We start from the raw sequence: 15457 nt of genomic DNA, 5'->3' as shown, positions 1-15457 counted from the left end.
ATTATTTGAACCAAGCCGCATCGGTATAGCCATCCCAACTCATGATGGTTTCGCGTGTACCGAAGTATTGATCGTATTGTTCCTTACTAAGTTGCAGCACTGTATTACGCACCGTTGCCGGAATGGATTGATAAATATCAGAACCCGATTCAGTCTTGCAGTTGTAAAGTTTGCAGCCGGTGGCAACAGTAGGTACAGCCGGTGTCAGCGGTTTATTCTCGCCTACAAAGTTAGGACCGTACACATCCGCAAACGTACAGTTTAAGAAAGTCAGGTTGTCCGGTTCAAACTGATAAATCAAAGTGGAGTTAGTAACGCCTTCGCCTACCGTGAAACGGCTGTTCAAGAATACATAACCCAAGTAACCCGCCCTGACGCGTGCTTGCATTACAGCACGTGTACCGCTAGGTGCATGGATCTGACAATCTTCAAACAGTACCACCTTACCCGATCCCCAGATAAAGTCGGTAGCTCCGGCTATGAAACAATCTTTGAACCAGTTGTAACCTCCACCGGGAAGCAAAGTATCCTGGAAACTCAAGACACGGCAATTGATAAAAGCAGCCGATTGGTTGTTAATATAAAGTGCCTCGGCCTGGCCATTCTTACCCAGTGTCCAGCCATACGCATTCTCTATCGTCACATTTTCAAAACGGATTTTATCACTGTTACCATCGAGTATCACCACCGAACGACCTCCGGAAGAAGGTACAATAGTACCAATAGGGGCAAACTGATCGATATTGGTTCCGCCGCCTATACCACCGTTAATATCATTGCTGTTATCATATTGAATATTGACAGCCGTATTATCACTGGCATTTCCTTTTACGGTAATATTGCTTTGATCGCGCAAGTAGATAATCTCCTGATAGATACCGTCATCCATCCGGAAAGTCTTGGCAGCATTCAAATCGACATGTGCCGCACAGAAATCAATAGCACCTTGCAAAGTATAAAAGTCAGCATTAGGGTCGGTGTGACTAATCTTCACCTCATAGTTCGGTCCGGTCAATGCTGGTGCCGGCTTCGTTTTGAATGTCCATGCACGGCCGTATACTCCCTTGAAGTCTGTTTGTTTCACAGCTGCCTGTTCGATGGTTACATAATATTCGGTGTCGGGCTGCAAACGCTGTTGATGAGGCTTGATGATGAAACTGTTACCTTCCACCCGTGCCGGATAATAATTGACGATACGACGACTGACGGAAGAACCGGTAGGCGTAACGCCAATAATATCCATCCACGTATTCAGTTGGGTCTGACCGTTTACGATAGACTGTCTGCGTTCTGCCATATTGATTTCATCTACCTGTTTATGGTCGCTCATACGATAGATGCGGATACAACCACTCGTACCAAGTTCGGGTGCAGTGCCTTCAAAGGCGATTTTCAGTTCGGTATCTGCTAGTGCTTGCTGCGTGCCGTCGGCAGGTGTGAAGGCATATCCTGATACAGGAGTCTTGTCACCTTCGGCCGTTCCGTCCTCACTGCTTCCGTCTTCCCAGGGAGCTGATGAGTTTCCGCCTTCCACATTTTCAAGACGTCCCATCTCTACAAAGCCGCTGTCGTCTATGTAGAGTGCGAATGTGTAGCTATAACCTTTGTGGAATTGCGGCAAAGCAATGTCCAAATTAGTAAATATCCACTCTTTCTCTCTATCGTCCAATACGAAAGACACTTTATAGCTGTCTGTCAATGCCGATGGAAGAATGATAGCTTCGTAGAATCCTGTTGTAGCATTGTGATAAGGGTTGATTGTAGCAACAGAGCTTTCGTCAACCGTCAGTACATCTGTTTGTATATTGAATGAAGCGGCAGTTTGCATCCCCTCAATCCGTACATCACTTACTTCCAACGGTTCTTTTTCCATATTCACAAACTTCAGAATCACTTTTGCCAGACGATGGGTAAAGTTTAATGAGATATGGGGTTCGTTCTCCGGAGAGTAGGTGTATTCTTCTTTCGTGGCAGCATATAGTAAGTCGCACGCCGTACTTCCTCTTTCTTGAGCGGCCAGTTGCACGGGATAATTAAAATTACGTACATCGGCATTATACGGATAGTATGCCACAAACTTCACCGGTGTTCCATCATTTTGCACTTTCAGCGGTGTAGTGGAAGTGAAAGAAACCGACGCACCCTCTTCCGAGCAGACATAAGGTACATTCGCTGCTTCTGTGACAGGTTCAAGAGTCTTCATATCCAATACGTATGTTCCGATCTTATCTCCGTCATTCCATGACGATCCGTCTTGGGTGACACGGGTTGAGAAACCTGTGAGGTCTACACCGAAGGTAACCTCTCCCGCAGTAGTAGGTTGTTTTGTACCTGTATCTTGCTCATCATCCGAACAAGAGAGGCAAAACAAACCACCTAACAAGGGATATAATAATGAATGAAATAATTTCATAACTGTAATGTTTAATCAGTATTACAAGAGTAATTCAATGGTTATTTTACATTCTTATACCAACGCGGGTCACCTACTTGAGCATCAATTTTCAGTTTGAAGTTGCCGTTTCCTGCATCTTCAAACAGTTCGGTAACTGTTTTGGACGTATCTATCCAGGCATTAGGGAAAGTATTGGCATCAATTGCTTTTCCATGTACATTCAATACAGGCAGCTGTCCGGCTTCGGTAGCTGCCGCTGCATAGTTACCGGAGAATTCCCGTACATCCATTTTATAGCCTATGTTAGGGTTACTTGTAACGAAGCAGGCTGAAATATTATTCTTATAGTAGAGATTGCCGTTACCATATTGACTTTCAAAAGGAGTCTTGCCCAAATCTGCTAATGTACAATTTTCTACAGTGATAACCACACCATTGGCATCTTTTACATAAACGGCACGTTCTGTCATTTTATAAAGTGTAGAGTTGGTTATAGTAATTGCTTTAGAGCCGTAATAATTGAAAATACTTTCCATGTTTTCAAATAGACAATTGTTGATGAGTACGGCAGAAAGTAAGTTTTGTACTCCGTCATTTCTGGTTGGCCAGTCACAAACAGTCTTCATATTACTAAAGTTACACTTCTTAAAGTCTACTACAGCATCAGTAGCAAGTTGGGCAGTTTCATTGTTAGTCAGCAGAGCGGTTGAGTTATCACCTGTAATATCCAAGTTATTCAATGCTATCTTTTGAAGACTGGTATATTGTATCTGTTTCAGATTCATCTTCACTTGTTTTTCTGTATCACCAATCAGCAACAACTCTGTTACAGCTTCGGGCACTACTATTGCATCGCTAAAGGTATAAGCTTCTGCATTGGCAGCAAATACTAACGCAACTTTACCGGAAGCACCGGACAATATTGTCGACAGGTTTGTTTCTGCATTAATCGCTTTTTGAGCATAATCAGCAGGGATTGCTTCATTCTCTGAAACTTTATCACCGTCGCCATCCTCGCTGCCACCATCACCCCAAGGTGTGTTGCTGCCGGAACCACCGCCTATTTCTCCGCTAGTCTCTTTTCCTACATTGATATTGAAGGTATACTCATAGCCTGCAACAAACTTATCTATCTTGCTGCCTTCAGGCACTGTGTACTGATACTTACCACCGTCTGCCATGATAGTGAGCGACATTTTATTTATCAACTCTTCAGTAGGCAACATGATACCAATAAAAGATTTATCTCCTGTTTTTTGCAGGGAAATAGACTTCTGTGTATCCATGTTAGTCAATTTACCGTCTATCAGGCTAAAAATAGCTGTGGTGTTCATCCCCCCTACTGTTATACTTGTTACATTTGATACGTTTTCATTCGTAATCTTGACACGTAGAAGCACTAACTGATGATGGAAAGTGAATGATAATCCACCTGCCAACAATGATTCTGTAGACTGGTTGGCAGCCTTTGCCCACATTAAATCGTGGGCAGAGATACCGTTAGACTGATCGCTTACATCTACTTTATAAAGTGCTGCCGTAGCATCAATAACATCTGCAGATGTAGTATGCGGATAATAGGCTACGAAATTCGTAGGCATATCATAGATTGCTATTCCGGGATCGGACGAGAAGTTCGCCGTAAGCCCCTCGCCAATCGTCGTATATTTCACGTTAAGGGCATCGTTCAATACATTCTTATCTTCTGTATCGAACATATATATACCGATAGCATCACCGTTCTCCCATTCACTGGTTTCGCTATTCAATCGTGTAGTGAAACGATCGTTGCCCGAACTGATAGTGCGAAGCATTCTTTGACCATCGCCATCAGTAAGAGAATTTTCATTAACTTCACTACAAGCTACTGCCAACGTTCCGGCAACCGCTAAGAAAAATAGATGTTTCAGATTCATAATATTATCTTTTAATTTATTCTTAATCATATAAGTTCATATTCTCAATTTAAATTTAAGGCAACCAACGAGTATCACCGGCACGACTGTTTACTATCGGGGAAGAAGTATCTTTAATCGTCAAGTCTCCATTAACCGGATCGGCAAACAGTTTGTCCGCTGTAATCTCGAGATCTGTCGCATTCATTTTGCTACCGCCCAATGCATAATCCGCTGTGGTATAGTTATCAGAGAAAGTAGTGGTAGTATTAGCACCGATAGCATACAAATCACCGCAAGGAGATGCCAACAGGATGCCCTGCATTACCAATTTGGAACCTACGGCAGATTCAATGTTAATCAGACGTTGGTTACGGCTGTAATTGTAGATAGTCACATTCTTATATTCCAGTTCGATCGGTTTATCCATATAAGGCGCATAGAAAAGGTTACCCCAGCCATAGCCATTGGTTCCATCATTGTCGTTGCTAAACGTACAGTTGCGGAAGATGGCACGGTCTACCTGATCATAAGACACTCCGTTATCTTTATCGAAAGACTGAAGATTAAATGTACCATACGCACTTGTTTGCCATCCACAACCTTCGAAACGGCATCCTTCCATTTCCAGATTCATAATGTACTTGGCATTAGCTGATTGATGACGCCAGAAACCACGACGAAGACTTATAAAGTCGCAATTTACAAAGCTGACATTCTCTATTGTGTATGCCTTGCTGGTATTCATAAAGTAATTATTGTTTGCTTCATGACGGAATTCGATATTATCGAACTCTAAGCTGGAAAGATAAGAACCTTCTGCAATGCTCCAACTGCCTTCGAGGACAACAACAGGTTTAACACCGTCACGACTGCCCGCCAAACGGAAACCCTTCATCAAAGAGAACGGAGTGACACGGTAGGAAGAACCTGCCGGCAAGTAGTATTCCGTACCTTCGGGCACTTCAGGATCGACATCGTTGTCCAATAACATGGCAGATAAATCATCTTCCAAGCCAACTTGTATAGACATGGCCGACGGACCAGCCGTGCGGAACGTTACCTGATTGTAAGGTTTGTCATATTTACGAGGTTTACTGGTATCATACAGGTTGACTGCGTATAATGTATTCTTCGTCAATCCGTCCACTTCAGCATATCCTTGCATCATCTCTTCAATGGTCAGATAGCGGCTAACGCCCGGCAGAGTCGTATCCATCATAGGCATAATGCTTATGCTATCCACCGGATTTTGTTTGTTGTCTTTCTTCCAGCGAATGATAGCAGATGATTCCGTAATCTCGGTTTTAGATACATCTTCCACCAGCTTGGCATACTCCGGACGAGCTTCAGTAGAAGCACTGACGTAGCTCCATTGCGAATTGTTGATTGTTTTGGCAGCATTGCTGCGTACACGAATATAGAAAGTTGTCCCGTAAGGAATATCATCAATAAACACATAAGGATCAGTGGTTTCTATCTCCATAAACAAGCTGGTATAATATTGATCCTGATGTAGTTGTACCGTATAAGAGATAGCATCGTTCACTTTATACCATACCAATGTCACAGAGTTTGCTTTCACCTCCGGTTTCTCCAATACAAACCGGGGCTGGAACAGGTCGTCCACTTTCGTATATTTATCATCTGCCTCGCAGCCTATGAACAGGGTGCCGCAAAGGAGTGCGGGCAGCATAGCCGTTGCAAGTTTTCGTAATAACTTTATCATAACGTTTGTCTTTTTACTGATTAGTATCCATAATAGTTCCGAATCAATCCGCGATGGTCTGTTATAACCTTTGCAGGATAAGGACACAAGTATCTCACAGGATCGGTAGGTTTCACTAATTGATCGTTGTTCTTGTTGATAAATCCACGGAAACTCCATGAAATAGCATCCAACGTTTCATAAAGCTGTGTTTCTTTGTTCAACACTCTCCATCCCAACGCATACTCCAATACCGTGTAACCGGCAGGACGACCCACACCCGGACCATATTCGTCAATACCTACAATATCCAAGACCTTCCGATCGGGATGTTCAGGATCCGTTACTTGTTTGTAATAGATATTAGACGGTACTTTCTCAATGCCCGGTACGTAAGCCCCGTTAGCTACCAGTCCCCAATTAGTCATTTCATTATAAAGATTATAGATGACTTCACCATACTTATTCCAACGTGCAAGATCGTACTTACGAATACCTTCACCGCCAAACTCCCATTTACGCTCATCCATGACAGCTTGGAAGAAATCTGCTTCATTAGTCAGGCTCTCTACATAACTTTCTACTTTATCCATCCATTGAGCCGCATCGAAAGCGCGGCGGCGAACACGTTTCAGTGCTTCTTTGGCATCGTCACGTGGTCCGTAGATTTCGTTGACTGCTTCAGCATACATCAGCAAAACATCTGCAAAGCGCATACGCACACTATTGATACCGGTATTGGAACCACTGGAAGCACCCAGCGGAGACTGCATATAGAGTTTGGACCATTTACCAACACCCATACCAGTCACTCCCATATCAATCTCCTGATTCAGGTCTTTATCATATTTATAAGGTACACAAGTCATATCACGACGCAAATCATCCTTATCAAACGAATAAACATACGTACCGCAGAAAGTTACATAGTTGCGGGCGCTGCCATAAGAGTGCTTACCTTCCGCAATGGTAACACCGATGTTATAACCATAACGGCTGGTGACACTTTTCAGCATCGGAACAGCAAATATGACATCATCGTTGTTGGCAGTCTTCCAGTTACATTCATTCATCCACAAGTTTTCAAAACTTTGAGAAAGGTCATGTTTGCTTTCCTTGATTACCTTTCCCAGATAAGTGACGGCAATTTCATAATAATGCTCAAAGTTATCGCCACGTTCCATGTAACCTACGTGAGTCACATCCTCTTTGTCGGCACGAAGAGTCCAACCACCGCGATAAAGAGCCAACTGTCCGATAAGCGCTTGGCAATATTCGCGTGAAGCACGTTCTACGCCGTAATCCAAATCGACTGCATATTTCATCATCGGTTCTACAGCTATCAAGTCGTCGATCAGATATTCCAGAATGACATTGCGGTCGGTAGTACCCAGGCTGAAGAAATCATCGGTCGCTTCCGTTGGTTTGGTAACAAACACAACATCTCCCCATGTACGAATCAAGTCCAGATAGAGCATGGCACGAAGCGTTTTCACTTCTCCATACATCTGTTGTGTCTCGGAGAGAGTATCACCTGTTACTTTATCGGAAAACAACGGTGACTCCTGCACAGCCTGCAAAAAGTCGTTGGCATAGTTGATAGCATAATAGAGATTATTCCAAGTTGAATTCAACACCGACCAAGTGGGACGGGAATCAAAACAGCCGATATCCGAGCCATTGGTACTGACAGTGTTGTTCTTGAACGAACTCATCTCCACATCGGTATTCGTATTCAAACCGCTGGCAAGGTTACTTCCGTACAACCCGTCTTCCGTCATGGAAGAGTAGATGCGGGTCATCAACGCTTTCATCTCCGATTCGCTGGAAAATATGTACTCGGGAGTAAAACCGGAGCCGGGCTGCACATCAAGAAAATCATCGCAAGACGTCAAAGTGAACAGAGTTCCGGCAATGAGTGAGTATATTAGTTTCTTATTCATTGTTCTTTCATTTTATAGATTTCAATTAAAAAGTCAACTGTGCGCCAAATGTATAGGTGCGGCTACGCGGATAACGGTCATAATCAATATTGGGTGTCAAACCGGTAGCGATGTTCACCTCCGGATCATAACCACTATATCCGGTGAGAGTAAACAGATTATTGCCCGATACGTAGAAACGTACTTTACTCAAACCTACTTTCTTCGTCCAGACACTTGGTAAGGTGTAACCGAGGGTAGCTGAATTAAGACGCAGGAACGAACCGTCTTCCACGGCATACGACATACAGATGGGGCGCCCGATGGAAGTGGGATTCCACATGGTAGCATTCTTATTGAATTCTGCCAGTACTTCCGGACTATAACGGATCTCATTCCCCATGTCATCGAAGTTACGCCAGCGTTTATCCGAAGCAATGTCCATCAGGAAGTTGTTCTCTTTATTGTCCGCCCACGTGGTCAGCATGATTTTGTTGGCATTCAGTACATCAAAATCATACATAAAGTTGAAGAACATACTCATGTCGAACCCTTTATAAGTAGCATTCAAGCCAAAACCTCCCGAGAATTTCGGAGTGGTGTTACCAATAACAGTACGGTCGGCTTCTGTCAACTGATAAGGATTGGTGCTGTTAGGATCTACCGGAGTGAGTTTCTTGAACTTGGCATTACCGGGACGCGGAGTGTCGGACAATGGGCTTGAATCTACCACTCCTTCTTTCAGTTTCCATGTTCTGGATTTGGAGTCGAAGGATTCAAAATCGGCTACGGTATAGAATCCGTCATTGACATAACCGTAAATCAAACCACTGGTACCACCCACATAGGCACGGTAATCATCCGAGTTCACCACATCATTTCTCCAACCCGAAGTGAGAATCCATTCTTTTTCACCACTTGCCAGTTTGTCAATCTTGTTTTTATTATGACCGATATTAAAGGTAGCGTTCAGTGAAAAGTCTTTCGTCTCTACCAGCCAGGCATTCAGTTGAAGTTCTATACCACGATTTGACGTTTGTCCCACATTGGTCATCAGCTTAGTGTAACCTGTATAACCGGGAATATCCGAAGGCACCAACAAATCTTTCACTGTATTCCAATAAACATCAACAGTACCGCTAATGCGTTCTTTGAAGAAGCCGAAGTCAAAACCAATGTTACGTGTGATGGTAGTTTCCCATCTCACATCGGGATTGTAGACATATTTAGAGTTATAAAAATTGTAGTAATAGTGACTGTTTTCTCCCCAGCCGGCAGGACGGGAACTGCTTACACCATACAATTTCTGATAAAGGTCGGCATCAATACGGTCATTACCGGAAGTACCGTAACTGACTCTCAACTTTAAGTTGGAAACGACCTGATTATCTTTCAAAAAGTCTTCATTAGAGATACGCCATGCCAACGCTCCTGCCGGGAAGAATCCCCAACGGTTACCTTTGGCAAACTTGGAAGAGCCATCGGCACGCAACGTTACTGTAGCAAGGTATTTATCATTATAGCCATAGTTGATACGACCAAAGAATGAAGAAATACGCGAGGGAGAGGCCGCTGACGAGGAGTTCTCGTAAGGAGTACCTAGCGACAAATTATCAAAGACCTTTTCTGCCGTGATATTTTCCGGAAAAAAACGGGTAGAGTAAGTTTTGGTAGTAGTCTGGTTATGCTTGATTTCCTGTCCCAACATCAGACGGATATCATGTACATCTTTTAGCATAAAGTTGTAGTTCCACACGTTGGTAAGCTGCCACTTAGTACCTTGTTTCATGCTCCATTCCGCCACCGGCTGGTTATTGTTGCTACGAGCTTTACTAGTCTCCATACCCCAGAAACGGCGTTGTTCTTCAGAGTTATTTTCGAAACCAAATTCACTACGGAAAGTCATACCTTTCATAATATCCCAAGTCACAGCTCCCATCGTATTGAGAGACTTATTAATTCTCTTTTTATAATTTCTTTTCGATTCTTCTTTGGGATCAAAAAGAGTTTCCTCTTCCAGTTGATCGGGATCGAAATACGTATCGTCTTCAGGAAGTTTCATATATTCATCCAGACCCTTAGTAGGTTTTTGGCGCAAAGCAGTCAACAAACTAACGCCTTCCGTACCGGATCCATCCACTTCCTTATGTAACAAACGCGTGCGGTATTCCAACGTCAGGAATTTAAAAGGCTTGAAGTTGAAAGAAGCATTCATATTATTTTGTTTCAGTCCGTTACCTACCATCACACTCGGTTGGTCCTGATGGATAAAGGATAGTTTATATTTGGCTTTTTCCGTACCACCATTCACACTAAGGTCTACATATTTAGCCACCGGATTGGAACCGAACACCTCGTCCTGCCAGTCTTTTCCGGCATTCCCTTGATAGATATAGTGTTCGTAAGCATGTCCATACTTATTATTGAAAGCTGTTGGGTTAGAACTTTTCTGACGAGCATTTTCATATTGCATCAATACAAATTCGTAAGGGTCCATCACATCCAGCTTGTTAGAAAGTTCTTTGGTCTGCACATAAGTGTTCAGACTAATGACAACCCGTCCTTCAACAGGACGTTTGGTTGTCACCAAAATAACACCGTTCGCACCGCGTGCACCATAGATGGCCGTAGAGGCCGCATCTTTCAACACCTCGATAGATTCAATATCGGTAGGAGGAACATCGTTCAGGCTGCCCACTTCAAATCCGTCCAATATGATAAGCGGACTGTTATCTTGTGTAATAGAACCACCACCACGCACCAAAATCTTGATTTCTGCATCCGGCGAGCCGTCTACAGCCGTCACCTGTACGCCCGGCAGCTTACCGACGATGGCTTCAGCAGCAGAAGTGGTCTGTACTTTTTCCAATATCTTGCCGGATACGCTGGCGATAGAACCGGTCAGGTTACCTCTTTTCTGCGTTCCATAGCCGATTACGACTACATCGTCCAACATTCCGACAGCTTCTTTCATGTGGATATTAATGTTCGAGGTACGTCCTTTCAACGGTTCTTTTGCTTCTTCCATACCTACATAGCGAACTATCAACACGGCCTTGGCTACATTGGACACGCCAGTCAATGTAAATTTACCGTCCAAATCGGTCGTGGCACCGATCGAAGTGCCTTGCACCGTTACTGTGGCACCAATCACCGGTCCCATGTCGTCGGTCACCGTACCGGTCACAGTAGCAGTCTGTGCCATAGCACCCACCGCTACCCACAGCAGGATAAATATGTTTATGATTATTTTATTCATCATTCTATGCTTTTATTGTAAATAGATTTATTTGCTCCACACCATTATTTCTTTTCCATCACTATTCCGCCTTGGTTCTGATAGTAAATGATATGCTGAACCAGGTTGTGAAAATAAACTTCGATGTTCGGATAGCGTCCGTTAGGATCAACTGACGAACTGATCTTTTGTGCATCACTCGGATCGTTAGGGTCCAGCCCGTAAGCTTCTTCCCAAATATCAGGAATACCGTCACCATCCGTATCTGGCCAGGGTTTCAATGATTTCACATCAATGTAACCTTCAGTATCTGATACCGTATCAATGATACCCGGTTGTTTGGCTTTACCATCTTCTTCGGGCTTGGAACCTATATAGGTGTAAGTACCATTCCTCACTTCACGAACCACACGCTGGTCTATCACATCTCTGCGCAAAGAAGCTCCGGCATATTCGAGCACTCTATCGTAAGCCTGTTCAGCCGTATGATTGGTCAGTTTGCTATAAGGTTGGTAATCTGCCATCTTCATAGCTTGCTTTTCCGCTTCAGGAACCGTACCCAATGAGGAGTCAAATTGTCCCCAAACACCCTCTGTCCAGTTATCAGCCGTAACACTGGTATTACCCAATACATAGTTGCCATTGATGTAAGCTCTGGCAGTAGGATCACTTGACAGGATACGGTAAGAACGATTGTTTGTTCCGGTAGCGGGTCCCGGCTTATAATAGCAATTGGTTAGATTAAAAGTAGCATACTTTCCGCCATAACTGCCCTGTCCTCTTCCACTCCAGTTGTAATAAACATTATTGCGTACATCAAAATATCCGGTAAAATCATAAGATTCCTGTGTACCGGGAGCTGACAAATCGGAGATACGCGGACAGCGGCTACCGTGATGCGCTAACAGTATGTGGTGGAACGAAGCATTGTCGCCACTAAACATAGCACCATATCCATGTGCACCCTTAGCGTGGTTAGACAAGTTCATACTTTCAGAAGCAATGCACCATTGTGCCGTAAAGTTCTGTACGCCATAGAAAGTCAGTGTCTCATCCACGCTCCATCCGGCTGTAATGTGATCGATAATGGCATCTTTGAAATAACGTCCGCCAATAGCATCTTCTCCATAATCGGCAAACTGATCGCCCGGACGGCAACGCAAGAAACGAACAATAGCATTCAGGCTGGAGCCTGCACCTATAGCCGGGTCTTTAGAAAGATTAAAGGTGAAGTTGTAATTCTTCAGTGTGATACCGTCACCCGGTGCAGTCTGACCGATGATACTCAAATTAGGAAATTCATTCAGATACAATCCTCTTTTCAATTCGATGATACCGGATACATCAAAGATGATGGTACGCGGTTGATTGGACTTTTCAATTCCGTATCGCAAACTGCCCTCAATAGGAGTTTCGTTTTTGTTATAATCTGCCAGAGTTGTCACCCGATAGATTTCTCCCCCACGGCCACCGGTAGTAAAACGACCGCCACCTTCGGCACCCGGGAAAGCGAGTATAGAAGTAGAATGATCGTCACCGATGCTTGTATCGGGTTTACCATATTGGAAGATGGTAATTACTTTATCCAACATCTCTACCGTTGCTGTACGTGGGAAGACTGTTTCATTATTTTCGATATTCAATACGACTTCATTGGCAGTAGAGTTTTTCTTATCCTGCGTAATCCAACTCTCGGATATTACAGCATCGTAATCTACCGGGTTTTCTCCTTGCGGAGCCGAGATAACCAGTTTAGGACATTTATAAGGAATGATATACTCATCCTGTTCTATCGTCACCTCACCGCTTACACCGTCTTGTGTCACTTTCAGGACACGCTGCAATGTATAATCTCCTACGGATTTGAATATCAGGACGGCTGTTCTGGTTTTGTTTGCATTTGCATCTACGGCAAATGTTACTTCATCCGTCACAAAACTGCGGGTTCTGGGAGTTGCTTCCTTCAACTTGATCCAGTCGTACTCTGCTGCTATCTCCAGTTCCCATTCCACATTTGCCACTACTTTGCAGGTGAATGTACCTCCCCGGAATGACAAAGGGTCTGATGAATAATCAAACAAAATATCGGGATCGGCCCCCAGTTGCTCTACGCTAATCTCTTGTTCCAATGTCGAGCCTGCACCCGACATTGATACTTTTACTGTTCCGGTGCGCTTGGGACCGTCTGTATTCTCGGTAAAAAACAAACGGAGATCACCATTCCCCTCTCCGGAGCTTTTTGATATAGTCAACCAGTCGCCTGTCGAGGTCACTTCGGCAGTCCATGTAGAGGTAGCCGTTACGTTGATTGTAAACGAACCGTCTACGTTACTCAACTTCACCTCATTCTTCGACACTTCCAGTTTGGCAGCTGTTGCACCCGCATTAGATTCGTCGTCCGAACTACATGCGCTCAACAATCCTACCAATAATATGAATAGAAAATATCTCATGTTTTATATCTTTATATTGTTAATACTCTATTGATTATTTAATCCAATGCGGATCACCAATTCCATTTGTATATACTTCGGAGTTTTTATCGGTAATAGTGAAATCTCTACCAGCCACATCTTTGAAGAGTGTTTCCATAGGGAGAGCTGTTTCTACCGGTATTTCAGCGGTATCGACTCCCCAGTTAGCCACTACAAAGCCATTGGTGCGATAGTTGTTCTCAAAAGTCTTGCCGGTAACGTTTCTTGTAGTAAACCAGGTTCCCTGACCGGCTTCACAAACACCGCTAAAGAGATTATTACGGACAATCAGGTTGAATGAAGAAGTATTCTTCGGATTTAAGTCAAAGAAAGTCATTGCAGCAGGAGCCATACTCACGAATGTACAGTTCTCTACTGTTACATTCAGCTCTCCTGTCATACTACCCAAACCTGTTATCAGAGCTCTTGACAGATTATTGGCATGGAACGTAGAATTCTTGAATACAAAGTTGTGTACCGGCGCATCTTTCTTCGTAGAAAGACCGAACAACCCACTTCCACCGGAATTCAAACCTAAGAAACGACAATCTTCTATTACAATATTGTCAGCAATCTGCTTTTGGTCGGCATCTACTTCCTGATACCACATTGTACGTACCAAATCACTGATTTCACAGTTCTTCCAAGAGATAGTAGCTACATGGAAAGCTTGATTCTTAAATTTAAAGAAGTCGGAAGTGGTCACCTTTATTTTCAGATTCTCGAAGTGGAAGGCTTCAATAATAGCATCAGGGCAGTTGATACTCATGTTACCCATCTCCATAAATGCCAATGCTTCACCATCACCCGGTGTCTGTCCCATGATATAAAGGGCTTTCGGTATTTCGGTCTGTGTACCTAATTTATAAGTAGCACCCGCTTTCAGGAAAAGTTTCACCTCGTTCACTGAAGCATCTGCCAGCATTGACTTACAGATCGATTCAAGGTTCTCTTCCGGACTTACATATCTGTATCCGTCAGGTATTCTCATCGGAGCTTCCGGATTGATATCTTCTTCGTTCCATCCTTCCGAAGCAATTGTTACAGTGTAATCTTGTATGATCGGTTCATCTACGTTGTTCAGTGCAAACGCCACTTGTACCGTATCATCAGGCAAGATGGGGAATGTGCCATCGATAGCTTTAGATTGGATTACCGTATTATTCTTATCCAGATAGTCGATACGCACGGATACTGTTCCGCCTTCGCTTTGCGTTTGAAACAATACAAAGTCATCGGTGTAGTTCACTCCACCGGTTGTTGTTTCTTTCTCGCGTTGCACATCTGTCGGAGCTTTTACAAAAGTTGCATCTGATAGTTTATATCCTGATATTGGTGAAGAAACGACTGCGCGTAATTTCGAGTAGCTTTTATCCGATTTACGATCGGTAGACTTCAGTCGAAGCACACCTGTACGATTGTACATACGCACAGTAAGCGGTTCGTCGAACGGGGATTTATACGTCACCGGTGCCGAAATGGCATATTTTGTTTTAGCCGTTGGATCCTGATGTATCACAATATCATTCAGATTCTTCGGACTGGGAATAGAATCGGATTGTGTGGTAGAAATAATGTTATAACTCCCATTGGCCAACTGAAAGCGATAAAGCGACGAATAGTTGGCTACATACTCACCATCGGCTGTATAGATAAACAGGGGTTTGTTAGAGGCACCTGTGTTCACCGCCCACGGTTCGTCATCCAGAAACAGTTGTATCTCTTTTACTACCGAAGTGGCATATCGTTCTTCTTCCGAACAAGCTGTTATTCCCAACAGGAGCATTATTCCCGTCAGTGAATAGAATATATTTCTCATATAACT

The 15457-nt window shown here is 43.6% G+C and carries 7 protein-coding genes; all 7 read right to left on the bottom strand.

What is annotated here, in order from left to right:
* Position 1: 1 nt before the first annotated feature.
* Genes H8796_RS11150 through H8796_RS11120 form a run of 7 tightly spaced genes read right to left on the bottom strand, consistent with a single transcriptional unit; the run spans position 2 to position 15451 of the window.
* Positions 2 to 2413 (bottom strand): pectinesterase family protein, encoded by a 2412-nt coding sequence (locus H8796_RS11150; RefSeq protein WP_117934752.1) that lies wholly within the window; start codon positions 2411 to 2413, stop codon positions 2 to 4.
* Between the two features lie 41 nt (positions 2414 to 2454).
* Positions 2455 to 4311, bottom strand: coding sequence for a fimbrillin family protein (locus tag H8796_RS11145; RefSeq protein ID WP_117934823.1), 1857 nt, complete (start codon positions 4309 to 4311; stop codon positions 2455 to 2457).
* Between the two features lie 55 nt (positions 4312 to 4366).
* On the bottom strand, positions 4367 to 6019 hold the full coding sequence (locus tag H8796_RS11140; protein WP_117934750.1) for a DUF5123 domain-containing protein: 1653 nt from the start codon (positions 6017 to 6019) through the stop codon (positions 4367 to 4369).
* 20 nt (positions 6020 to 6039) lie between these two features.
* Positions 6040 to 7941 carry a RagB/SusD family nutrient uptake outer membrane protein gene (locus tag H8796_RS11135; protein ID WP_117934748.1) on the bottom strand — a complete coding sequence of 634 codons (1902 nt, stop codon included), beginning with the start codon at positions 7939 to 7941 and terminating at the stop codon, positions 6040 to 6042.
* A 25-nt stretch (positions 7942 to 7966) separates the two neighbouring features.
* The gene (locus H8796_RS11130) at positions 7967 to 11179 is read right to left on the bottom strand and encodes a TonB-dependent receptor (RefSeq protein WP_004305284.1); all 3213 of its coding nucleotides are present in this window, start codon (positions 11177 to 11179) and stop codon (positions 7967 to 7969) included.
* 44 nt (positions 11180 to 11223) lie between these two features.
* Positions 11224 to 13611, bottom strand: coding sequence for a BACON domain-containing protein (locus tag H8796_RS11125; protein WP_117934746.1), 2388 nt, complete (start codon positions 13609 to 13611; stop codon positions 11224 to 11226).
* 34 nt (positions 13612 to 13645) lie between these two features.
* On the bottom strand, positions 13646 to 15451 hold the full coding sequence (locus H8796_RS11120) for a DUF5123 domain-containing protein (RefSeq protein WP_117934745.1): 1806 nt from the start codon (positions 15449 to 15451) through the stop codon (positions 13646 to 13648).
* Positions 15452 to 15457: the final 6 nt, after the last annotated feature.

It is taken from the genome of Bacteroides sp. M10 (assembly GCF_014334015.1).
In the GTDB taxonomy this organism is placed as follows: domain Bacteria; phylum Bacteroidota; class Bacteroidia; order Bacteroidales; family Bacteroidaceae; genus Bacteroides; species Bacteroides intestinigallinarum.
This window is presented reverse-complemented; position numbering and strand designations above follow the sequence as displayed.